Raw genomic sequence first — 22315 nt, 5'->3', positions numbered from 1 at the left:
AATGTGATGGTTAGCGTATATCTTTAGACTACATCGTGAAATACGATTATTTACGTTAACCCTGACAGAATGAGGACACACTCATTTTGTTAAAGCGAGAAGCCCTTCTCGCATTTTCAACAAAATAATAGGTACACCCCATGACGGATCGCCTTTCTTTAAAAGCAGCAATTAGTGCTGCATTGCTTGCTTCGCTAGCAGGTTGTTCTACAACGCAAAACACGCCAGACATCGTGCAGGGATGGCAGCCAGATACCACCTACAACATCACCATTCTTCATACCAATGATAACCATGGCCGTTTTTGGCATAACAAATATGGTGAATACGGTATGGCTGCTCGCAAGACCTTGATCGACAACTTGCGTAATGAGGCTGAAGCGAAAGGTTCGGCTGTGCTTCTGCTTTCTGGCGGTGATATCAACACGGGTGTGCCTGAGTCGGATCTTCAGGATGCGGAACCAGATTTTAAAGGCATGACCATGATTGGTTATGACGCTATGGCATTGGGTAACCATGAGTTTGATAACCCACTTGACGTTCTAGAGAAGCAAATGCAATGGGCCGATTTCCCAATGCTTTCTGCCAATATCTACGACAAAGCGACAGGTGAGCGTAAGTATCAGGCATACCAAATGTTTGAGAAGAATGGCCTTCGCATTGCTGTTATTGGTCTAACGACTGAAGACACGGCGAAAATCGGTAATCCAGAATACATCGGCGAGTTGGAATTCCGCGATCCGAAGGAAGAAGCGAAGAAACTGATCGCTGAAATCGAGAAAACTGAAAAGCCTGACATGATCATCGCTGCGACTCATATGGGTCATTATGAAGATGGTAACCGTGGTATCAATGCGCCAGGTGATGTTGCGTTAGCGCGTTATTTAGGTGAAGGTTCGTTAGACATGATTGTGGGTGGTCACTCACAAGAGCCTGTTTGTATGGAAGGCCCTAACATGTATAACACCGCGTTCAAGCCGGGCGATGAGTGTAAACCAGACCAGCAAAATGGTACGTGGATTGTTCAGGCGCACGAGTGGGGTAAATACGTCGGTAAGGCAGATTTCGAATTCCGCAATGGTGAGCTGAATTTGGTGTCTTATGACCTGATCCCTGTGAACCTGAAGAAAAAAGTGAAGGTGAACGGCGAGAAAAAACGCGTCTTCATCCAAAACGAAATTCCGAAAGACAAAGAAATTTATGACTTCCTGAAGCCTTATCAGGAAAAAGGCCAAGATCAACTGAACGTTAAGATTGCTGAAACCAACGGCAAACTGGAAGGTGATCGTAACGTTGTTCGCTTTGAGCAAACCAACTTGGGCCGTCTGATTGCTGCATCGCACATGGACCGCGCAAAAGCAGATTTTGCAGTAATGAACTCTGGCGGTGTACGTGACTCTATCGAAGGTGGCGATGTGACGTATAAAGACGTTTTGACCGTTCAGCCTTTCGGTAACATGGTGACTTACACAGACATGACGGGTTCTGAAATTTTGGATTACCTGAACGTTGTGGCGACCAAACCGGTAGATTCTGGAGCTTACGTGCAGTTTTACGGCATCTCAATGACGGTATCACCGGACGGCGTGAGTGATGTGGTTATCGGTGGTGAACCGCTGGACACAAACAAAACATACCGTTTCACGGTTCCAAGCTATAACGCTGCGGGTGGTGATGGTTATCCAAAAATCAGCGATCATGCTGGCAACGTCAACACCGGCTTTGTTGATGCAGAAGTGTTAAAAGACTTCCTTGAGAAAAACTCTCCAATTGATGTAAACAAATATGCGCCTAAGGGTGAGATTGTTTACAAATAATTGAGTTGTTCAATGTATCACTGCGAGGGAGATGTCTCGCAATGAGAAAATTGGAGCAATGACAGAAAAGGCACTGGTGACAGTGCCTTTTTTTATGTCATTATCAGCTTACGTTTTATAAGGGTTAGTGTTGATGGAAACGTTAATGCCACCCTGTGGTTACAAGAGATTTATCGGATGACGCCGGCAATTACCCTCGCGGAAAAAGCAGGAATTTCCTTTCATGTTCATAGCTATGAGCATGACCCTCACAACACCAACTTTGGACTTGAAGCTGCAAGTGTTCTCGGTCAAGACCCTTTAAGAGTCTTTAAGACCTTGTTGTTTTCAATGAATGGTGATCCCAAAAAATTGGCGGTAGCAGTGGTGCCTGTTTCTGGTCAATTGGATCTTAAAGCTGCCGCTAAAGCAGCGGGTGCTAAAAAAGCGGAAATGGCGAATCCAGATATCGCAGAAAAAACAACGGGCTACATTGTGGGCGGGATCAGCCCGCTAGGTCAGAAAAAGCGATTACCCACATTTCTTGATGTGAGTGCGGAAGGCTTTGAGACGATTTACGTCAGTGCAGGCCGTCGAGGGCTCGAAATTGAACTTTCTCCTGCTGATCTCCTCTCACTTACACAGGGGAAAATGGCAACAATAGGTAAGCAGGGGAAATAAATCATGCGACTATCGCGGCGCGTCACTTTATTAGCGGCATTGGCATCTTTTTCTTCCATAGGTGCAGAAAACTCCACCTTGTTGGAGTGTTACAAATCCAATGAAACTCATGTGGAAGTGACCGCGTGCCTCGATAATCACTTAAGCGTTGCACAAAGTGCGTTGCAAGATGCGCAATCAAAGTTAACCGGGGCACTGTCAAAGCTTGATCAGGTGTCATCCCGAGGACATGCAGAACTTTCTGCAAACAAAGCATTTGAAGAATTTCCTGTGTGGCGAGAGAAGCAGTGCAAGTTGGTGGAAGCTACATTTGCATCTGGTTCGGGGAGCGGACAGGCCTACTTAAACTGCATGATAGATGTGACTAACGAACAAATTTTGCGATTAAATCACTTAATGGGAAGCAGGGAGTAAGCGTAGTGAGTGTGTCTGTTTGGCTAAGCTTGGTATTGGTGTGCATGTTAGGTGCAATGTCGCCAGGGCCGAGCCTTGTCGTTATGGTGAGGCATAGTCTAGCGGGGGGGCGTTTGCATGGAATCGTTGCCGCTTGGGCACATGCGTTAGGTGTAGGGCTTTATGCTGTGCTGACCTTATTAGGACTTGCCGTTATTCTCCAAGAGTCTCCGACAGTGTTTAAAGGCATTGCATACTCAGGTGCGGCGTATCTAGCTTGGTTGGGCATTAAATCTATACGCGCCAATGGAGGCGTTGCCGCGAAGCTCGAGAAAGGAGAGAAAACCTCTCTGCTTGAGGCTGCAAGAGATGGTGCCATGATCTCGGTTCTTAATCCAAAACTGGCCCTGTTCTTTCTCGCGTTGTTTAGTCAGTTTGTAGCAATTGGCACAGATTTTACTAGCCGCTCAATCATTGTGCTCACCCCAATAATTATCGATGGTCTGTGGTACACGATAGTGGCGTTGGTTTTGTCGTCCAGCCGGATGCTAGAGAAGCTCAAGCAGCGCGCTGTATTGATTGATAGATTATGTGGTGTTGTATTGATTGGCTTGGCAGCGCGGGTTGTCGTTGCGCTTTAGGGTAATACGCCAAGTAGGCAAAAGGCACTCAATGAGTGCCTTTTTCGTCTACGTCTTACGCCTTAACCTCTGCGAGCGAGGTGGCGTTCACGCGTTTCCAGCTTCTTCTCTTGGCTTTTCTTCAAGAGCGCATACACAGCCCCTGTTCCTCCTTGGTGCCTTTGCGCTGAATGAAAGCACTGCACATCGGTAATTTGTTCTAGCCATTGGCAGACATAACTTTTCATCATGGCTGGAGGATTAGAACGTTCGCCTTTACCGTGGACAATGACTACGGTGCGAATATCCATTCTTTGGCATTGCTTTAGAAACTTTAGGATCTCGTCACGCGCATCTTTTAGCGTGAATTTGTGGAGATCCAAACGGGCATGCGCCTCATACTTGCCAAGTCTTAGTTTTCGAAAAACACCATCTTGAACACCAGGGCGTTTAAACGCCACGATGTCATCCGGTTTTAGCATTTTTGCATAGTCCAGAGAGAGGTACTCTGGGTCTCCTTCAGAAAGCGTCTGCGCTGCAAGTTGACGAGCGAGTTGTGCCTCAGTAGGTTTGTGAGACTGTGCCGCGCAGTCCACCGTATCGTGTTTGATGGGTGAAACGTCGGACATCATTTCCCGAAATAAATCGAACTCATTGTTACCGTTCATGGTCTTTACGGGGTTAGTGAAGCATCGGCCAAGTATATAACGAAATAATCGTGATACCCAAGAAGCCTGAATTTCGTGAGAAGCATGCTGAGAGATGAGGCGTAATAAGAAAGACTGACAAGGGAAGAGGGTTAAGGCATAAAAAAACCAGCAAGAAAGCCCTGCTGGCGTAAGCAAATATAGAGAAAAGAAACTGTTTTTAGTATTTAGTCGGTTTCAGGCGACGTCATGGCTTTGTAAACAAAGAAACCACCCATAAAGCTGATCATGCCGAGGGCAACAAAAATCACGATCATTGAGGAGAGGCCAATTGCGTTGCCGAATAGTAGGTCTAACCAAAAGTCCATGCTTGTGCTTCCTTTGTCTGTAAACGTTACGGATAGGTTGCCAATTGGTGAAAGTTTCAACGATGATCCAGATCAATGGATCGAGGGTTAGTAGCACGTCATCTGTTAACATGGGCGAGCGGTCGCATTTCGTCCTTGTTGGTGAACCTTTGAGCGAACGGCGCGCAGAAGGCAAAAAAGGCGAGAAAACACTTGAGTCTGCGCCAAGGATGAGTATTATTAGCCACCTCCGCAGCGTACAGCGTTGTTGGATTTAGTCGGTGAATAGCGTAGTTTTGTCGCGCATCTCGGCTCTTGGGAATAGCGGACCAGAGGGAAGCCCTCTGAATAGCGAAACCAAGTAAAACAAATTTAGTCGGTGAATAGCGCAGTTTGGTAGCGCATCTGGTTTGGGACCAGAGGGTCGGGGGTTCGAATCCCTCTTCACCGACCACTAATTTTGGTTTACAGCCACCTCTGTTTTCAGAAAGTGTTGTACAGTTCGGTGAATAGCGCAGTTTGGTAGCGCATCTGGTTTGGGACCAGAGGGTCGGGGGTTCGAATCCCTCTTCACCGACCACTATTTAGGTTTACAGCCACCTCTGTTTTCAGAAAGTGTTGTGCAGTTCGGTGAATAGCGCAGTTTGGTAGCGCATCTGGTTTGGGACCAGAGGGTCGGGGGTTCGAATCCCTCTTCACCGACCACCATTAGAAAGCCTGCTCAATGAGCAGGCTTTCGTCGTTTTGGAATAGGGAAAAGCGATTGTGAGTCATGCGTGCTGCATGAAGGGTTAGGTCAAAGTGTCGAACCATTTGGAACGCCGCCCGGATCGAATCCCTCTTCAGCGACCACTATTAGAAGGCCTGCTCGATGAGCAGGCTTTCGTCGTTTTGGAATAGGGAAAAGTGATTGTCGGTCATGCGTGCCGCATGATGGGTCGGGTGCGGAACGCCGCCCGGATCGAATCCCTCTTCAGCGACCACCATTAGAAAGCCTGCTCAATGAGCAGGCTTTCGTCGTTTTAGAATAGGGAAAAATGATTGTGAGTCATGCGTGACGGATAATAGGCAGCGAAAACAGTCGAGCATCATCAGTTACAGTTTGTCGAAGCATCCAACACGCCCCTCTTTGTTTAATACCGTAACTTGGAAGCCTTTTTCTTTCAGAAGCGTAATAAGCCCCTGATCTCCATACATATGAAGTGCACCCACAACGACGGTATAGTTGCCTCGCTTAAACTTGTAAGGGTTTCTTAATGTATCGACCCACTTCTTGTTCCTGTCTGTAAGTAACACATGCTCCGTTTCTTCAGCGTCTTCCATGGATTCATTCAGCAATTTAGTCATCGTGGCACTATCGCCGGCAAGCCAAGCACTTTCTAGACAAGATAAAAATTTTTCTGAATTATCCCACTCGTTGATTGTATCAAGCAGAAGGGGCAATCCGTCGTTGCGCATGTTGGCTACCATATCTAATTGCTGCTGTACCGTTTCAAGACTGATGATGGGGACGCCCAGCTTTAACGCCTTCGATAGAAAATGAACGTCGATACCGAGTTCGGTTTTCATACCAAGTTGCTGCGCCTGATACTGCTGCAGGGCGAAGGCAGCTTGCCATGGTGTCATATTCATTAGTGCGGTAGCAGGCAGTCCTGCTTTTTTGGCAATACTCGACAGTAGGTCTAGCTCGTTGCTGTTGAGATAGTTTTTAGCGGGATTTCCTTTGGGGAGTGACACATTGGTATCGCTCAGAATATTGGCTTCTACAACGAGACCATCTGTTTCATCAAATGCAGACGTGATCGCCACCGGCAGCGGATAATAGTCCGGCTTCCCTAGGTGGATAGTTCCCATCAGCGTATAAATGCGATCATCTTTTTCTGCTTTCCAAACGGTGGGTTGAGCGAAAGCACCAGAGGAAACCAGAAGAGTCAATAAAACGAGATAGCGAATAAACATACAGCCTCCATACAAGATGCATAACAGTATGCAGACTTTAACGCGGTGCGTCAGGTAAGTGATAAACGTTAGAGACCACAGTCATATGACGGGAAGGGAAAGTCCTATTTAAACCTTATTTACTGTGACTTGAGGCACTTGAAGGCTATTTTGGCTTTGTTTTGGGCTGAGGTACAATGACGGTGATTCATGTGCCTGTGGGCATCAATAAGGAAGTAAAAATGAGAAAGTCTGTTTACGTTTGGTTTATCTTGCTGTTTGTTGTTTCGATGATTGTTACCAAAGTCGTAGTGAGTGGTTGAGCCCACTCACTTAGATAGATGTCATTGCAGCGTATAGCAATTTACAAACGTGCCTTCATTGAGTGCTGTTACTTCAAACCCATTCTCTTTCAACATGGCGAGAATACCGTACGTTCCATATAAGTTACTTGGTGATAAGATGACGGTGTAATGACCACTGCTGAACAAGTCCTGATCGCTTAGCTGGCCAGCCCAGTTATAGTTACTGTCGGTGATGAACTTGTGGTCAGCCTCTCTGGCGTCCAACATTCTATCGTCCACCATCTGTGTCATGGTATCGCTATCACCGGCCAGCCACGCTTTTTCAAAGCATTCACCAAGTCGAACGTCATCATCCCAATTATTCAGGGTATCGAGCAGCAAGTGCAGCCCTTCTTGGTTTAGGGATGTGATCTTATCTGCCATCTGCTGGCTGGAGCTCAGTGAGATAACGGGCACATTTTCCTGATACGCTTTGATCAGCATATAAAGCGTAACGCCATGCTTGGTTTTGTATCCCATCTGCTTTGAAAGGGTAATTTGCAACTGATAGGCTGCTTGCCATGGCGGCGCGTTCAGGAGCGCAACGTAGGCAATCTTTGCTTTTTGGGCGAATTTCTCGAGCAAATCTTGCTCTTGTTGATTCAAAAATTCTTTAGATGGGGTGCCCTTCGGCACAGAGACTTCAGTCTCTGTCATGACGTCCAAATCAACAATGATTCCATCCGTTGCTTCAAAGGTATCAGTTAGCACGTCGGGAAGCGGGTAGTAATGCGGTTTACCATAATGGTCGCCACCCATCAGGGTGTATTCGAGTTCAGCTTTTACGGCTTTCCAAACGGTCGGTTCTGCAATAAGCGTCGAGGGGAATAAAACACAGAGTAAAACGGTAATGCGGGTAATCATGAAGCCTCCATACTAAGGTCGAGCCAGTATGAAGGCTTAATAGGGGGGCGTCAGATTAGTTGTGAGTGTTATAGACCATTGTCATGCCACTCTTTGAAAATCCGATCACGTTGTAGCGATCTTTCTGATCTCCGTACTCCATACCAGGAGAGCCTACAGGCATACCCGGTACAGCGAGGCCCGCCAGCTTAGGTTTTTCAGCCAGGAACTTCTTCACATCGCTTGCCGGAATGTGGCCTTCAAACAGGTAGCCATCAATCACAGTAGTATGACACGACGCCAATTGAGGTTTGATGCCTAGCTTCATTTTGATTGGGTTCATGTTGACATGGTCTTCAACCGCCATTTCGAAGCCGTTGTCTTCCATGTGTTTAACCCATTCTTTACAGCAACCGCAGTAAGGGGATTTATAAGTGATTCCGGTTGCAGCCATGGTGCTTGCAGACAGCATAGCCAGTGAAAATGCGGCCAATTTAGGCAATTTTTTCATCGTTGTCTCCTCAACGTATTTTATTGCAGCAGTGAGGCGCGTGTTTCGCGCCATCTGCTAAGTTCTTGTCACCAAATTGGTAAAGGCTGCGCCTCAGCCTTTGCCACAGTGATTGAGAGTAAGGCAGTGATACCTCACGCTCGATATGTTCGAGAGAAACCTCTCGCGCATCGTAGGTCACCATCAGATTGCGTTTTCCGTTGGTGACCGACTGAACGCCGCTTATCGCAGATAGCTTTTTCAACATATCGTTAGACACATCAGCAGTCAGTTTCAGTTTTCGTGATACGCAAAATGCGCTGTTCGCTTCACGGTTCATTTGCTGTCTGTCTTTCCTGCAATCCAAAACCACCAGATGATCAGTGCGATCAAACCAAGCCCAATGAGATTTACCAGCATGATTACTTCCTCTTGCTTGGGTTAAACCAACGCAGACGGTTGGCATTACTCACTACTGTGATAGATGACAATGCCATCGCAGCACCTGCGACCACTGGGCTCAATAACGAGCCGGTGAGGGGATATAGCACACCTGCTGCGATTGGAATACCCAGAGAATTGTAAATAAATGCTCCAAACAAGTTTTCTTTCATATTACGAAGCGTGGCTTTTGATAACAGTAACCCATCTGTTGCAGCATCAATGGAGTGACGCATTAGGGTCATTTGAGCACTTTCAATGGCGACATCACTGCCGCTACCAATCGCGATACCCACTTCCGCTTTCGCAAGAGCAGGCGCATCGTTAATGCCATCACCAATCATGGCGACTTGTTTGCCCTGTGCTTGAAGTTTACTTACCACATCGGCTTTTCCATCAGGTAGCACGCCAGCGATTACGTTGGTAATTCCGGCTTGTGCTGCAATGGCTTTTGCCGTATCAGGGTGATCACCTGTCAGCATGACAACGTCAAATCCCAGTCGTTGAAGCCTAGCAACCGCTGCTGCTGAGTCATGACGAAGTGGGTCACTGATGCCGATAATGCCAAGGAGCACTTGGTTGCTGGCAAGGTAAACCGCTGTCTCACCACGTTTAGCAAGCTCCAGTGCTTGGCTATCAGAGGCTTCGGTATCAATGCCTTGTTCTTGCATCAATCGTGCATTACCCAGCAAGTAGGTATTGCCATCGATGTCGGCTTTCAGGCCTTTACCCGGAATGCCTTCAAAACTATCAATGACAGACAGAGCTAACGATTCTTTATCCGCCGCATCCAATACCGCTTTCGCCAGTGGATGCTCAGAGCCTTGCTCAAGGCTTGCGGCAATTTGAAGAATCACATTCTGCTCACTTTGCAGGGCGACAACCGAGGTCACCTGTGGTTTACCTTCGGTGAGCGTACCGGTTTTATCCAGCACCACGGTATCGACTTTTGCTGCGTGTTGAAGTGATTCTGCATCGCGAATAAGCACGCCCAGTTCAGCGGCACGACCAACACCTGTCGTCACCGACATGGGGGTTGCCAAGCCCAAGGCACAAGGACACGCGATGATCAGCACTGTTGTTGCCGTCACCAGCATAAAGCTCAGCTTTGGATCTGGACCAAAGTTGTACCAGCCAAGTGCTGTCAGGATCGCGATGATCATGACGGTTGGTACGAAGATCGCAGAGACGGTGTCTGCCATGCGTGCTAGCGCAGGTTTACTGTTCTGTGCTTGTCTCACCAAATGAATGATGCGAGACAACATGGTATCGCTACCGATGCCTGTCGCTTTGAAAGTTAGGGTACCGTTTTGGTTTACTGTGCCCGCATGGAGTGTTTCGCCTTGGATTTTTCGAACTGCCAAAGGCTCGCCTGTTAGCATTGATTCATCAACAAAACTTTCGCCGCTTTCTACCACGCCATCTACTGGGATTTTTGCGCCCGGTTTGACGCGAAGCAGCATGCTAGCTTGTACATCAGCCAGAGATACTTCGCGCTCTTTACCATCTTCAATGAGCAACGCAGTTTGAGGTTGAAGATCAAGAAGCCTATCCAGTGCTTTGGATGTTGACGCGCGTGCTCTGGCTTCCAGCGCATGCCCCAGCGTTACCAAGCCGATGATCATGGCTGATGCTTCGAAGTACACATGTCTGGCTTGCTCTGGGAAAAGTGCAGGCATGATGACGACTGCCGCAGAGTAGAGCCAAGCTGCACCCGTACCCAACGCCACCAAGGTATCCATTGTCGCTCTGTGGTGGCAGGCAGCTTTGTATGCATTGACGAAAAAGTGCTTACCTGAAGTACAAAGCAAAGCCAGTGTGACTAGTGCGATAATGCCCCAGCCAATTTGGCTTGCTGTGCTTTCGATGGTCATGGAACCACCCAGCAAGCCCCAAGCCATCAGCGGTGCACCCAAGCCAAGTGCTAGCCAAGTATTGCGTTTGTGTTCGGCAAATTGCTCTGCATGCATTACCGCTTGTCGTTCACGGCGTGTGGCTTCATCTTCGCTCACTTCTGCGCCGTAACCCGCTTGTTCAACTGCATTTATAAGCGTTTCTACACTTGCGTCACCGTTAATCGAGGCGGTTCTTTCTGCAAAGTTCACGCTGACCGATTCAACACCAGCGACGTTTTTCAGTGCTTTTTCTACTGAAGACACACAGCTTGCGCAGGTCATGCCTGACAGGATCAGTTGTTGGGTTGGCGTATTACTTAAAGCCGCGGATGCTGCATCTGGCGTACTGTCTGCGGTCGCGCTCTGAACCGCATCCACAAGGTCGCTTGGCTCAGAGTCAGATTCTTCAGGAACCTGATAACCCGTTGCCTCAACGATGGCAGTGATCTGCTCGCGATCCAGAAGGCCCGCGATGCTGGCTTCTGTTTTGGTTACCTCGACGTGAAATACATCGGGAGATTGTTCAAAAGCCGCTGTCAGTTTGGCAACGCAACGTCCACAACTGAGTCCTGCTAAAGGCACAGCGACAGTTTGACCAACGTGATAACCCAGAGACTCAACCGCATTGACGATCTCACCTAAAGGTGCATCGGCATTAATGGTCAAAGACGTTGGGGTAGCGTCTACAGTGGTAACGCCGGATAAAGGTTCTACTGCGGCAATCACTTTTCGCGCACAGCCCATACAGTTCAGACCTTGCAGCGGCAAAGTTCGAAGTGCAATTTCTGCTGTCGCAGTCGGCGATGTCGATACGTCTTGATGTGCCATAACCATTACCTTATGCCCGATTTGCAACTTGCGTTCAGGCGAGACTATTGTTCATAATTCTGAAGCATAAACCTTCCATTAACTGTAAGGTCAAGGTTCATTTTTGACAGGAGTGAATAATGAAAATAAATGAAGTAGCGCGCCTGACGGGTCTTACAACCAAAACAATTCGTTTTTACGAGCAGAAAGGGGTGATCAGCGAGCCAAACCGCAGTGATAACGGCTACCGCGACTACAGTGATCGCCATATCAGTGAACTCCAAATGATCAAGCGTTCACGTTTGGTGGGATTTAGTTTGGATGAGTGCCAAGAACTGCTTGATATGTCGCGAGATCCCAATCGACGCAGTGCTGATGTAAAGCAAAAAGCGTTGGAGAAAATCGCGGAGATCGACGAGAAAATCAAAGAGCTTCAAGCAATGAAAACATCGCTGAAAACCTTGGCAAGCTCCTGCCCGGGGAATGACAGTGCTTGCTGTCCAATCATTGAGGCTCTATCGAAAGGCGAAGAGTGATCGACGAGAAACACTGAAACAATTGCCCTAGGATTTTGAAGTTAATCGAATAAGTACAAAAGGAAACTTTTGCCTATTAATCATTTCATCAAAGGCGTGAGAGCATTCAGTCTCAAAGGATAGATTCTGGATATTTCGATGAAAGTGATGAAAATTCTTGGTGGTACCATTTTGGCGTTGGTGCTTGTGTTGGTTGGCGTATTTTTCTTGATGCCAGCACCCGAAAAACCCGTTCCGACCGGTAGCTATGCCGTCGGCATCAGTGAGTTTGAAGTCAAAGACGGCGCCACCTGGGTGCCAATCACAGCATGGTATCCGGCCAGCTCAAGCGAAGGAACCGCCTTCCCCTATATGGATACATATCTCGCCGAAGCATTTGCTCAGCAACAAGGTATTCCCGCCGCATTGCTAGAAGATACCCGCCCTTCTCATGCCGTTATCGATGCTGAGGCGGCGGAGGGTAAACACCCTGTCCTTTTGTTTAATCATGGCTTTGGATCATTTGCGACTCAAAACCTGACGCAAATGGAAGAGCTGGCGAGTCAGGGATATATCGTGTTGTCGCTCAGCCACCCAATGCACAGCATGGTGAGTAAAAATGCTGAAGGCATGCTGGTTTATCAACGTGACCCACTGACGCAAGACCAAATAGCTCAGTCAGTCGATCTTGGTGATACAACATCGAAGGCAATGCGAGCCAGTCAGTCATTCGAACAATGGGTTGCTGCGTCCTCTGCGCTGGAAGCAGGGCTTTTTAAAGCCATGCCAGCCACCATCCAACAATGGGCAAGCAACAATGAGGTGGTGTTGAATGCACTAGCTTCATTGTCGACGACTCATCCAGAATTACCGTTCTCAAACCAGCTTGACGTAGAGCGAATTGGTGCTCTTGGGCACTCTTTTGGCGGCAGCGTCGCTGCGCATTTGGCCTTTAACAACCCGAAAATTAAAGCGGCGATGTCGATGGACAGTTTCATCTATCCAAGCTCTGTGAGCGAGCAAAGCGCGCCGATTTGTGTCTTGTATGGGGACACCAGCACACCGCCAGCGCAAGAGAGTATGGCGTGGGTGAACAAGGCACTGCTTGCTTCGTTGGCCTCTGAAGGTAGTTGTGAAGTGCTGTTTAAAGGAGCTGCACACATGAACTTTTCAGACGTTAATCATCTGCCAGGCGTGTCTTTCATGGGGCTGACAGGGCAGATTGATCCTAAGTTCATGCATCAGGCATCTAATCGTCAAATACTTGCGTTCTTTGACCATCACTTCAAGGGAACGGCATTGCCAGCTCAAGCGGATGGCTTGGTAATCAAACATTATTAAAAAAAACGCCGCTCTAGACAGGGCGGCGTTTATTTTACGTAGAAACAAGTTGTCAATTAAGAAACGTGCCTCAACTTAAACTGACCGACGATGTTTTGCAGTGTGTCAGAAAGCTGGGAGAGTTCGTTGCTTGCTCTTACCGTGGTTTCTACACTGCCCGCGCTTTCTTTTGAAATCGAGCTGACTTCTTGTACGTTCTTGTTTATCTCGTTGGTTGTCGCGCTTTGTTCTTCACATGCTGTCGCATTCAACGTACTAAACTGCTGAATTTCACCAATGGCTTTGGTAATGGTATTGAATGCGTCCCCTGACTTACTCGCATCTTCAACGCTAGATTGCACAATAGCACTGCTTTTTTCCATGCTGGTGACGACTTCTCGCGTGCCTTGCTGAAGCCTTTCTATCAGGCTTTGGATCTCGGTTGTTGAGTTTTGGGTACGTTGAGCAAGTCCCCGTACTTCATCCGCAACAACAGCAAAACCACGACCTTGCTCACCCGCTCGGGCCGCTTCTATTGCTGCGTTAAGTGCAAGCAGGTTCGTTTGGTCTGCGATACCCAAGATCACATCAAGGATACCACCGATATTGTCGGTCTCTTGAGCGAGTCCGTTTAGGCGGCTTGCGGTGTTTTTGACTTCTGTTTCCAGCGTTTGAATGCTCTGTATGGTGTCTTTAACCACCTTCAAGCCAGACTGCGCCTCACCATTTGCTTCATCTGCGAGTCGAGCTACTGCTTCGGCATTACTTGATACTTCCCCAACAACACTCGCCATTTCTTGCATGCCAACAGCTACTTGATCTGTCATTTGCAATTGGTTTTGCGCGCCTTCGCTGGTGATGTGGGTCGTCTTGCCGAGATCTGCGGAAGCATTGGTCAGTCGGTCACTCGCTTGAGCCATACTACTGATAATGCCGCTAAGGCTGTCGGCAGTATCTCGCAACGCATTCTGCAATTGGCCGACTTCAGTGTTTGCGCCCTTCTCGAGCTTAAACGTCAGATCTCCGGTAGCGAGCTGACGGGCAGCAGCCACAACCTTGCTGATTGGCTTCGTGATGGATTTAGAGACAAACAATCCAAATGCGATTGCAACAACAATAGTAAATAAGCCGCCGAAAATGATAACGTTTGAAGCAAGGATGGATGCATTGTGTGCGGCTGCAGAGCGCTGCTCCATCAGCCCATGCTCAATGGATACTATGTCAGCCACCTTTTGTCGAAGGCCGTCCATGTAAGCCTTGCCTTCTTTTTTAGTTAACTTGGCGTATAAATCCGCTGTGGTTGAAAACTTATTTGCTTCACGGACTGTCGCGATGGCTTTTTCGGCGTAGCCATTAATCCAGCCATCTGCATTTTGCGCCAGCTTCGTGCCTTCTATTGTCCGCATTATCCGTTCGGCAGTCTTCTTACCTGCAATATACGGTTCTAAATAGGCCTCTTGGCGGTTTAACATGAAGCCACGTAATCCGGTTTCCATATTGACCATGGCTTCAAGAAGTCTGTCTCCGGCTAAGCCAAATTGCCCTGACGCAATCTCCGCCCTTAGTCCGTCAAATTTTTGTTTGCCAATACCAGAAGCAATCAGTTCTTTTAGTTGAGTATTGGACCGGTCCCCTTCGCGGATATTTTTTCGGAGTGCGATGACACTTTCAGCATAGGCATCCCAAGCGGCAGCATCTTTTGCTACGTCAGCAAAACGCGCTTGCTGGGCCGGGTTGTCACTGGTGAGGCTGGTGACGACATCTAATCTTTCTTGGAACGCTTTCAGTCCGCCATAGTAAGGCTCTAGATACTCATCTTCGCCACCGATGGCGAAGCCTCGTAGACCTGTCTCTTTGTCTACCATGGCATTGACTAATCCATTTGAGAAGTTAATCACTTTGTGAGTGTGATTGACCATGTCGGCCGTGCGGTCCATGGTGTTGATGCCATTCCAGGCAATACCGCACAGCAAGGCAAGCAATAAGCCGGTAATAATATTGCCGATTAGTAGTTTTGATTTGATGGTTAGCTTGTTCATTAACACGGCATCCCCCTGACTAACATGTTTAATCAAGCTGATTTAAGGCTCAGTAACTTTAAGATGTACAAAATCTAGTCTGGCTCAAAAATGATACATTTGCCGCAAATTGTGACTTTTTATTGAGTGAGGTTTTCGGTGTGTCTTGTTGGGATGATGGCTAAGTCTCGTCGTATCTCTTTTAGGGAAAGCATTAATAGCTCAAGAGAACGGATTGATTTGGCGGGGCGACTTGATTGGAAGCAGAGTACTTCGCTGCATAAAATTCGACGCGTTCGTGTTTGCCTTGTAACCAAAGTGTCTCTCACAGTTTTTCCTATACGTTGGCAAAGAGACACCTTGGATTGAATATAAAAATAAGAGGATTTAGTAGAGCAACGCGTATAGCTGGCGACGGTATCGCCCTGCGACTTCATTGCCCTGCCCAAGTGCCGCGAGAATATCCATCATGGTTTTCTTCGCATCGCCGTCTGCAAAGTTCAGGTTCTTGCGAAGCAAGCCAATTAAAAGCTCTAACGCTTCTTCTTGGCGGTTTACTTGACTGTATTGGATAGCAAGTTCGTAGGCTAGGTCTGCGTTTTCTGGGTCGGATTCGAAGGCTTTCTGGAGTTCACGGATCTCTGGGGTGTCAGCCGCTTGCTTATGAAGCTCAACTTTTGCTACTAGTGCTTTGTATTGTGCATCTTGATCTTGCATTAGCACGGTGCCAAGAATGGTTTCAGCGAGATCGTACTGCTGTGTTTCAACATAGCACTCCGCCAATGCCAGTTTAAATACACCCAACTCGCCTAAAGAAGCTTCGAGCAATTTTAATTGTGCCAATGCTTCAGTGAAGTTGCCATCTGTGATCAACGCTTGCGCCTGTTTGAATGCCATTTCATCTTGGCCAGGGAGATGGCGGCTAAGCATCTCTTTTACTGAATCTTCAGTTTGTGGACCCGCAATGCCATCGACAGGTTGACCGTTGCTAAACAGCGCGATGGTCGGCAATGAACGAACGCCAAATTGCGCTGCGAGCATCTGCTGTTGTTCGCAGTTCAACAGAGCCAGAGTAAATGCACCGCTGTACTCATGAGCGAGCTTTTCAAGGGCGGGAATAATCTCGGTGCTTTCAGGGCTCATTTGCGCCCAGAAGTGGATCAGTACTGGGTTCTCGACGGAGCCTTCGAGAACCTGCTGAAAGTTCTGCTCGGTAAGTTCAACAATGTAATTCGGTTGCATGGCTGTGCCTGATCTATTGAGTAATGCTCTAAAGGTGGGGGGAGCAGACGGAAAATTCAAGGCATTGAGCGAGGAAGTTTTGGCTGTATCACGCTGAAATTCGAGGCATTGGACGATAAAAACAAAAAAGCCGCTGTATTCACAGCGGCCTTCTATTTTGCGCTCGTCGATATGAGACGCTGACTTAGAACACAAGCAAAACTGCCAGCGTAACACTCAAACAGAGCCAGTTCAGTTGACTTAAGGACATAGTCCGGCTCCTTTTGGGGAAATTTGTTTTTTTTGTAATCCCCGTTCACGGCCTGATCCGACTCGCTTCACATCGAAGATGAAGATGGTGGCAGGTGTTTCACGGTACGGTAAGGAGAATAGCACGCCTTTATGACAGTACTGTGAATCTGACAGAATTGTTTTTAAGAGGATCTTTGGGATCCTCATCACTATTAGCCGCCTTTAGAGAGCATTTTATCGAGCATGCGCGAAGAAAGGATCCGTTTACAAATGGCCATATACTGGGTTGGTTTCGTGACTCTGTAGCGAATTTTAGCCTGATTTGCTGTCAATGCATGGAGCAGGGGGTCAATAATCGCTTCTGAAGGAAGCGTGTATTTACTGCCGGATTTTACGCTTTCAAGACGTTGTTTTTGTTTTAAATAATCAGCTTCATGCCGACTGGCGTTCAGGTCAATAAAGTCGAAAAAAGCGGCTAGCGCATTGGCGCGAAAGCGGCTTTCGATCGGGCCGGGTTCGATTAAGCTCACTTGAATCGACGTGTCTTCAAGTTCCAGCCTCAAGGTATCGGTATACCCTTCAATGGCAAACTTACTGGCGTTATACGCCCCCCGATACTTTAACGCGACAAAACCGAGGACTGAGCTGTTTTGAACGATGCGCCCACTGCCGTTTGCCATCATTAAAGGGATGACTGCTTGTGTGAGCGTGTGCCAGCCAAACACATTGGTTTCAAACTGCTTTCTTAACGCCTCGGTTGGTAAGTCTTCCAATGCGCCAGGTTGGCCATATGCCCCGTTATTAAACAACCCATAGAGTTTTCCGCCGGTTTGTCTTTTTACCAGCTCGATAGCAGAAAGGATGCTGCCAGTATCGGCTAGGTCAAGCTGAATGCAGTTGAGTCCTTCTCCTTTCAGTTTTTCTACATCTTCTTGGGCGCGGCAAGATGCAATCACATCAAACCCTTGTTTCCGCAGTGCGTGAGCGCAGGCGTAACCTATCCCTGTTGAACATCCGGTGATTAAGACCGTTTTTGTCATGTAGTAACAATCCTTATTGATTGAGGTAAGGTGACATTTGCTCTGTCATAAAATCAGCAATCCAAGGCTGAGCAATGGCTTTCGGATGCAGGCCGTCAGACATCATCCAGTCGTCGGTCATCACGACTTTCTCCATAAAGAAGGGCAAAAGTGGGATTTGCATTTCTTTACTTAACGTTGGATAGATATTGGCAAAAGCATTGCTGTATCGTTGACCATAATTAGGAGGAATGTGGATCTGCATCAGCATCACATTTGCGCCACTTTCCGCACTTATGGTGATCAATTCTTCTAGGTTTGCTCGTATTTTATTGGGTGGAAAGCCACGCAAACCGTCGTTAGCACCTAATTCGATCATCACCCAATCAGGCTTATGTTGTTCCAGCAGTTGAGGCAGTCTATCAAGACTGTTTCCAGTGGTGTCGCCAGAGATGCTTGCGTTAACAACCTGGCTGACGGGTGTATGCGCGGCCAGTTGCGGAGCCATTAGCGAAGGCCAGCTTTTTTCAATGGCCATTTGATAGCCAGCACTCAAGCTGTCACCCAGTACCATTAAGGTTTGTCCGGCACTGCTGTGACTGATAAGTAAAAGACAGAATGTAAGGATACGAAACATGACAACTCCAGTGATTAGGGCTAACAACGTCTCAAAAATAGTGACGACCAATGCGCAGACTCTGACCATTTTGCAGGATGTTTCGCTTCAGGTCGAGCAGGGGGAAAGTATTGCTTTGGTTGGTGTTTCCGGCGCAGGGAAATCAACGCTGATGACCTTACTGGCTGGGTTAGATACGCCAAGCAAGGGCGAAATAGAGCTATTGGGGTCACCACTTTCAGTATTAACCGAAGATGAGCGCGCGGCGATTCGTGCAGAATCTATTGGATTTGTTTTCCAAAGTTTTCTTCTTGTTCCTTCTCTCACTGCCTTAGAAAACGTCCTCCTGCCATGCACGATTCGTGGTGATGACGAAGATGAAGAAAGGGCGATGGAATTACTGAATTCGGTGGGGTTATCAGGCAGAGAAACCCATTTACCGTCTCAATTGTCTGGTGGTGAGCAGCAGCGTGTCGCTATAGCTCGCGCGTTTATGACAAAACCTCGAGTGTTGTTTGCTGATGAGCCAACCGGAAATCTCGATCAGCACACGGCGGCGACCGTAATCGATTTGCTGTTCAGTCTAAATCGTGATCATGGGACGACGTTGATCCTTGTTACTCACGATCCTGTTTTGGCCGATCGTTGTCATCGTACGTTGCACCTAAATGCAGGTGAATTGGTGGGGGCAGCATGAGGCGGACCTTAATTTGGCGCTGGGCATGGCGCGAACTCTTTCATGGTCAGTTATGGCCTGTTGTTGCTGCGCTGGCGTTGATTATCGCGTGTGTCTTTGCGTTGTCAGCGTTGGCGGGGCGAATTGAGTCTGTCTTAACCCAACAAGGCCGTTCCATGTTGGCGGCGGATTTAGTGCTGCGAAGCAATCAACCCTTGTCGGCCAATGCGCTGGCAGCGTTTGATGCTCTTGACGTTGAAACGTCGGATCAAACCCGTTTCGGCACCATGGCGTTCAGTGATGAAAGCATGCAGTTAATCAGCGTGAAAGCGGTGGAAAGCAACTATCCGTTGCGCGGTACGTTAGAGCTGCAACGGCAGGATGTTATGCACAATAGCGTACAGCCGGGAGAGCTGTGGCTAGAAGAGCGTTTACTGACCCTGCTCGATGTATCACTGGGAGACAGCGTTGATGTGGGCGATGTGACGCTGACAGTCACAGGGACGATCATTTCCGAACCCGAGTTGTCATTTAACCCTTTCAGTCAAATGCCTGCCGCCTTGATGCACCAAAGTGATGTGGATGCTGCTGGGGTGGTAAGACCGGGAAGTCGCGTTAATTACCGCTACTTTTTTAGAGGCAGCGAAAGCGCACTCGCAGAGGTGAAAGCGGCCTATTCCATTCAGGAAGGACAGCGATGGATTGACGAAAACACAGGTGACAGAACGGGTGATATGTTGGATAGAAGCCGTGGGTACCTGTCATTAACGGTTGTGCTGGTGATCATTATGGCGGCAGCGACCTTGCTGCTGACATGCCAACATTACGTAGATAGCAGAACGCAAACTTTGGCTATGGTGAAAAGCCTTGGTGCCCAAAGAAGCTGGGTACGTAAGTGGCTCAGCAAACAACTAGTGATGCTGATTGTTTTTTCTTCTGTGATTGGTTTGGCGTCAGGGGCAGCCCTGGAATATTTGCTTCGTCTGCCGCTTGCCGATGTTCTGCCTTCTCCATTGCCAAGCTATGGCTTCCTTCCTTGGGTATTAGGGCCACTGGTTGCTTTGCTGGTGGCTTTGCCTGCGTTAGGTATTCCACTTATTCGGTTGATTGATGCGCCAGCGATCAATGTGTTGCAATCTCAAAGTGCGGTGAAAGCGCGAAAGAACCCATGGAGTTGGTTGCTTGCGTCCGTCCCCATCCTTGCTTTGATTGCGTGGTCTTACGATAACCGTCTGATGTGGTTGGTATTGGCGGCTTTGGTCGTCATGCTGAGTTTGCTCGCGGCAATGGGCGTATTTGTGCTGCGTTTTGCGCAACGTCGCGTCAAACGGCCAGCGTTCAAACTTGCGTTAAGTCGTATCACGCGAAACCCTGCAGCAAGTGGCGCGCAGCTAGGCGCGTTGGCGACATCTTTTATGTTGTTGTCCATTATTTGGCTATTAAGAACGGACTTATTAAACGATTGGCAGCAAACCCTGCCACCAGAAGCTCCCAATGTGTTTGCCCTTAATATCGCCAAGCAGGAGTTAGGTGATTATGTCGATCGCCTCGATCAAAACAACCTGCAGCGCTCAGAAGCGTATCCTGTTATCCGGGGGCGATTGGTTGGGCGAAATGGAGTGAGTTACACAGAACTTGAGCCAGATCGTCAGGAGAGAGATGAAGCACTGAGACGAGAGCTTAACTTCACATGGCGTGAAACCTTGCCAAGCCATAATGTGGTGTTGGAGGGTGAATGGCCAAGCGAAGGCGGCGTATCTGTTGAAGAAGGCATTGCGCAGCGGCTGGGTCTTCGCATTGGTGATGTATTGACCTTCAGCGTAAATAGCCAAGAGTTTGATGCGACGGTGAACTCTATTCGAGAAGTGGAATGGCGCAACATGAAGCCAAACTTCTACTTCATCTTTGACCCAGCGTTGGTTGAATCGTTACCTGCCAATTGGTTGATAAGTTTTCGTTTAGAGCAAGGCCAAAGTGACATCATCAATACGTTAGGGCGCGATTTTCAGACGGTAACGCTATTGGATCTGCGTACCATGAGTGAACGCATTCAGGTTATTTTGCGCCAAATAAGCTTGTCACTGTCTGTATTAGCGGGTCTTGCCGTGGTTAGTGGTTTACTGCTGCTACTGACATTACTTCGTATCTCACTGGCAGAAAGAGAGCGGGAAATCATGCTTTATCGTACCTTGGGGGCGAGTAGGGCCCGTATCAACACAACGCTTTGGGCTGAATACGGCATCATGGCGTTAGTGTCAGGGTGTATGGCGGTTGGCGGTGCGGAGTTAGCCATGGCGGGGTTGCTGAAATGGGGCGTTGAATTGCCTGTGCGATTGCATCCAGAGGTGTGGTTAAGCTTGCCCACGCTCGCAGTCGGTTTGGTGTTTATCACCGTGGCGTGGATGATCAAAGGGCTGCTTGAGCCGCTAAAACGTTAGCGACAGTTGTGCTTTGAAATGAGGCAACAAAAACGGCGCATCTGCGCCGTTTTCATTTTCAACTATGACCTTCGCTAGTTAGCGAAAATATTGTCGAGTGCTGGGCGGATTTCACTGAACTGGAATTTGTAACCCGACTCCAGCAGAGCCTTTGGCACGGCACGTTGTCCTTCAAGCAGTAACTGTCCTGCTTCGCCAAGCATGAGCTTAATGGCAAAAGGTGGGGTAAACAGAATATGTGGTCGGTGTAATGCACCCGCCAGTGCTTGGCTGAACGCTTTGTTGGTTACTGGATTTGGCGCGGTAAGATTAAAGGCACCGCTCGCGGATTCGGTATTCAACAGATACAAAATCCCGCCAACCATGTCGTCGATGTGGATCCAAGGGAAATATTGTTTACCCGCACCGATAGGGCCGCCAAGGCCAAGTTGGTAGGGCAGTAACATCTTCTTCAATGCGCCGCCTTCTTGGCTCAAAACGATCCCAGTTCTAAGTAGACAAACCCGTGTCTTGGACGCTTTCGCACGAACCGCAATTTTTTCCCAATTGTCGCAAACCGCGTGCGCAAAATCAGTGGCGTTAGAGATGAAACTTTCATCAATCTCTTTGTCGCCTTGATTGCCATAAATCCCAACTGCCGAGCCGCTGATAAAAGTGTGTGGCGGATTGTCAGCTTCGAGTATTTTCTTAACCAGTTGCTCTGTGATTCCCCAACGACTGGAGCAAATGATGCCTTTTTGCTGATCTGACCAACGCTTGTCAACAATCGGTTCGCCAGCCAGATTGATAACTGCATCTATGTCGTTGAAATTATCCAGTTCATCGATGTTTTCTATGCAACGTAACGAGCGGGAGAACATCGATCTCGCCTTCGATGGGGAACGGGTTAACAAGGTGATCTGATGGTCGGATAGTTGATCTATTAACGCTCGTCCGATCAATCCGGTGCCACCCGTGATAAGAATATGCATGGTGAGCATCCTTAAACGCGCTTTATA

General features: G+C 48.1%; 21 protein-coding genes and 3 tRNA genes. 11 read left to right on the top strand and 13 right to left on the bottom strand.

Annotated features, from left to right (window positions below):
• Positions 1-140 precede the first annotated feature (140 nt).
• From ushA to LRP49_RS09740, 4 genes are all read left to right on the top strand, one after another.
• Positions 141-1817 carry a bifunctional UDP-sugar hydrolase/5'-nucleotidase UshA gene (gene ushA, locus LRP49_RS09755; RefSeq protein ID WP_274141925.1) on the top strand — a complete coding sequence of 559 codons (1677 nt, stop codon included), beginning with the start codon at positions 141-143 and terminating at the stop codon, positions 1815-1817.
• A gap of 177 nt (positions 1818-1994) precedes the next feature.
• Entirely contained in the window at positions 1995-2477 is a 483-nt protein-coding gene (gene ybaK / locus LRP49_RS09750) for a Cys-tRNA(Pro) deacylase (RefSeq protein WP_274141924.1), read from the top strand.
• A 3-nt stretch (positions 2478-2480) separates the two neighbouring features.
• Positions 2481-2891 carry a lysozyme inhibitor LprI family protein gene (locus LRP49_RS09745; RefSeq protein WP_274141923.1) on the top strand — a complete coding sequence of 137 codons (411 nt, stop codon included), beginning with the start codon at positions 2481-2483 and terminating at the stop codon, positions 2889-2891.
• A 5-nt stretch (positions 2892-2896) separates the two neighbouring features.
• Complete coding sequence (locus LRP49_RS09740; protein ID WP_274141922.1) at positions 2897-3511, top strand: LysE family translocator; 615 nt, start codon at positions 2897-2899, stop codon at positions 3509-3511.
• A gap of 62 nt (positions 3512-3573) precedes the next feature.
• Here LRP49_RS09740 and smrA read toward each other — a convergent pair whose 3' ends face one another.
• Both smrA and LRP49_RS09730 read right to left on the bottom strand, forming a co-directional pair.
• Complete coding sequence (smrA, locus tag LRP49_RS09735; protein ID WP_274141921.1) at positions 3574-4158, bottom strand: DNA endonuclease SmrA; 585 nt, start codon at positions 4156-4158, stop codon at positions 3574-3576.
• A gap of 206 nt (positions 4159-4364) precedes the next feature.
• Entirely contained in the window at positions 4365-4505 is a 141-nt protein-coding gene (locus tag LRP49_RS09730; RefSeq protein WP_274141920.1) for a DUF3149 domain-containing protein, read from the bottom strand.
• Between the two features lie 356 nt (positions 4506-4861).
• On the opposite strand from LRP49_RS09730, the gene LRP49_RS09725 reads away from it, so the two are divergent.
• From LRP49_RS09725 to LRP49_RS09715, 3 genes are all read left to right on the top strand, one after another.
• Positions 4862-4938 (top strand) — tRNA-Pro (locus LRP49_RS09725).
• Positions 4939-4987: 49 nt separating this feature from the next.
• Positions 4988-5064: transfer RNA gene (locus LRP49_RS09720), tRNA-Pro, on the top strand.
• A 48-nt stretch (positions 5065-5112) separates the two neighbouring features.
• Positions 5113-5189: transfer RNA gene (locus LRP49_RS09715), tRNA-Pro, on the top strand.
• A 150-nt stretch (positions 5190-5339) separates the two neighbouring features.
• Here LRP49_RS09715 and LRP49_RS09710 read toward each other — a convergent pair.
• From LRP49_RS09710 to LRP49_RS09685, 6 genes are all read right to left on the bottom strand, one after another.
• Positions 5340-5471 carry a hypothetical protein gene (locus LRP49_RS09710; RefSeq protein ID WP_274141919.1) on the bottom strand — a complete coding sequence of 44 codons (132 nt, stop codon included), beginning with the start codon at positions 5469-5471 and terminating at the stop codon, positions 5340-5342.
• 108 nt (positions 5472-5579) lie between these two features.
• The gene (locus LRP49_RS09705; protein ID WP_274141918.1) at positions 5580-6443 is read right to left on the bottom strand and encodes a TraB/GumN family protein; all 864 of its coding nucleotides are present in this window, start codon (positions 6441-6443) and stop codon (positions 5580-5582) included.
• Between the two features lie 323 nt (positions 6444-6766).
• On the bottom strand, positions 6767-7630 hold the full coding sequence (locus tag LRP49_RS09700; protein ID WP_274141917.1) for a TraB/GumN family protein: 864 nt from the start codon (positions 7628-7630) through the stop codon (positions 6767-6769).
• Positions 7631-7685: 55 nt separating this feature from the next.
• Positions 7686-8120: a DUF411 domain-containing protein gene (locus LRP49_RS09695; RefSeq protein WP_274141916.1), complete on the bottom strand. Its 435-nt coding sequence runs from the start codon at positions 8118-8120 to the stop codon at positions 7686-7688.
• A gap of 10 nt (positions 8121-8130) precedes the next feature.
• Positions 8131-8565 (bottom strand): hypothetical protein, encoded by a 435-nt coding sequence (locus LRP49_RS09690; RefSeq protein ID WP_274141915.1) that lies wholly within the window; start codon positions 8563-8565, stop codon positions 8131-8133.
• The gene (locus LRP49_RS09685) at positions 8522-11263 is read right to left on the bottom strand and encodes a cation transporter (protein ID WP_420791534.1); all 2742 of its coding nucleotides are present in this window, start codon (positions 11261-11263) and stop codon (positions 8522-8524) included. The genes LRP49_RS09690 and LRP49_RS09685 overlap by 44 nt, the downstream gene beginning before the upstream one ends.
• A 119-nt stretch (positions 11264-11382) precedes the next feature.
• Here LRP49_RS09685 and cueR point away from each other — a divergent pair, with 119 nt between their 5' ends.
• Together cueR and LRP49_RS09675 are read left to right on the top strand one after the other, a co-directional pair.
• Positions 11383-11778: a Cu(I)-responsive transcriptional regulator gene (cueR, locus tag LRP49_RS09680; protein WP_274141914.1), complete on the top strand. Its 396-nt coding sequence runs from the start codon at positions 11383-11385 to the stop codon at positions 11776-11778.
• A gap of 138 nt (positions 11779-11916) precedes the next feature.
• A complete protein-coding gene (locus LRP49_RS09675) occupies positions 11917-13098 on the top strand; it encodes an alpha/beta hydrolase family protein (RefSeq protein ID WP_274141912.1) in 1182 nt (393 codons plus the stop codon).
• 56 nt (positions 13099-13154) lie between these two features.
• On the opposite strand, the gene LRP49_RS09670 is transcribed toward LRP49_RS09675, so the two are convergent.
• The 4 genes from LRP49_RS09670 to tesA all read right to left on the bottom strand — a co-directional run bounded on the left by LRP49_RS09670 (position 13155) and on the right by tesA (position 18224).
• Positions 13155-15116 (bottom strand): CHASE3 domain-containing protein, encoded by a 1962-nt coding sequence (locus LRP49_RS09670; protein WP_337992945.1) that lies wholly within the window; start codon positions 15114-15116, stop codon positions 13155-13157.
• A 366-nt stretch (positions 15117-15482) separates the two neighbouring features.
• On the bottom strand, positions 15483-16337 hold the full coding sequence (locus LRP49_RS09665) for a thioredoxin family protein (RefSeq protein ID WP_274141910.1): 855 nt from the start codon (positions 16335-16337) through the stop codon (positions 15483-15485).
• A gap of 443 nt (positions 16338-16780) precedes the next feature.
• Complete coding sequence (locus LRP49_RS09660; protein WP_274141909.1) at positions 16781-17608, bottom strand: SDR family oxidoreductase; 828 nt, start codon at positions 17606-17608, stop codon at positions 16781-16783.
• A 13-nt stretch (positions 17609-17621) separates the two neighbouring features.
• Complete coding sequence (gene tesA, locus LRP49_RS09655; RefSeq protein WP_274141907.1) at positions 17622-18224, bottom strand: multifunctional acyl-CoA thioesterase I/protease I/lysophospholipase L1; 603 nt, start codon at positions 18222-18224, stop codon at positions 17622-17624.
• On the opposite strand from tesA, the gene LRP49_RS09650 reads away from it, so the two are divergent.
• The gene (locus tag LRP49_RS09650; RefSeq protein ID WP_274141906.1) at positions 18223-18900 is read left to right on the top strand and encodes an ABC transporter ATP-binding protein; all 678 of its coding nucleotides are present in this window, start codon (positions 18223-18225) and stop codon (positions 18898-18900) included. The two genes, tesA and LRP49_RS09650, sit on opposite strands and share 2 nt — an antisense overlap.
• On the top strand, positions 18897-21317 hold the full coding sequence (locus tag LRP49_RS09645) for an ABC transporter permease (protein WP_274141905.1): 2421 nt from the start codon (positions 18897-18899) through the stop codon (positions 21315-21317). Before LRP49_RS09650 ends, LRP49_RS09645 begins: the two co-directional genes overlap by 4 nt.
• 74 nt (positions 21318-21391) lie before the next feature.
• On the opposite strand, the gene LRP49_RS09640 is transcribed toward LRP49_RS09645, so the two are convergent.
• A complete protein-coding gene (locus LRP49_RS09640) occupies positions 21392-22288 on the bottom strand; it encodes a TIGR01777 family oxidoreductase (RefSeq protein WP_274141904.1) in 897 nt (298 codons plus the stop codon).
• Positions 22289-22315 lie beyond the last annotated feature (27 nt).

This window comes from Enterovibrio qingdaonensis, from assembly GCF_028683135.1.
GTDB classification, from domain to species: Bacteria; Pseudomonadota; Gammaproteobacteria; order Enterobacterales; family Vibrionaceae; genus Enterovibrio; species Enterovibrio qingdaonensis.
Note: the sequence above shows the minus strand (reverse complement) of the source record. Positions and strands in the feature narration are given on the sequence as shown.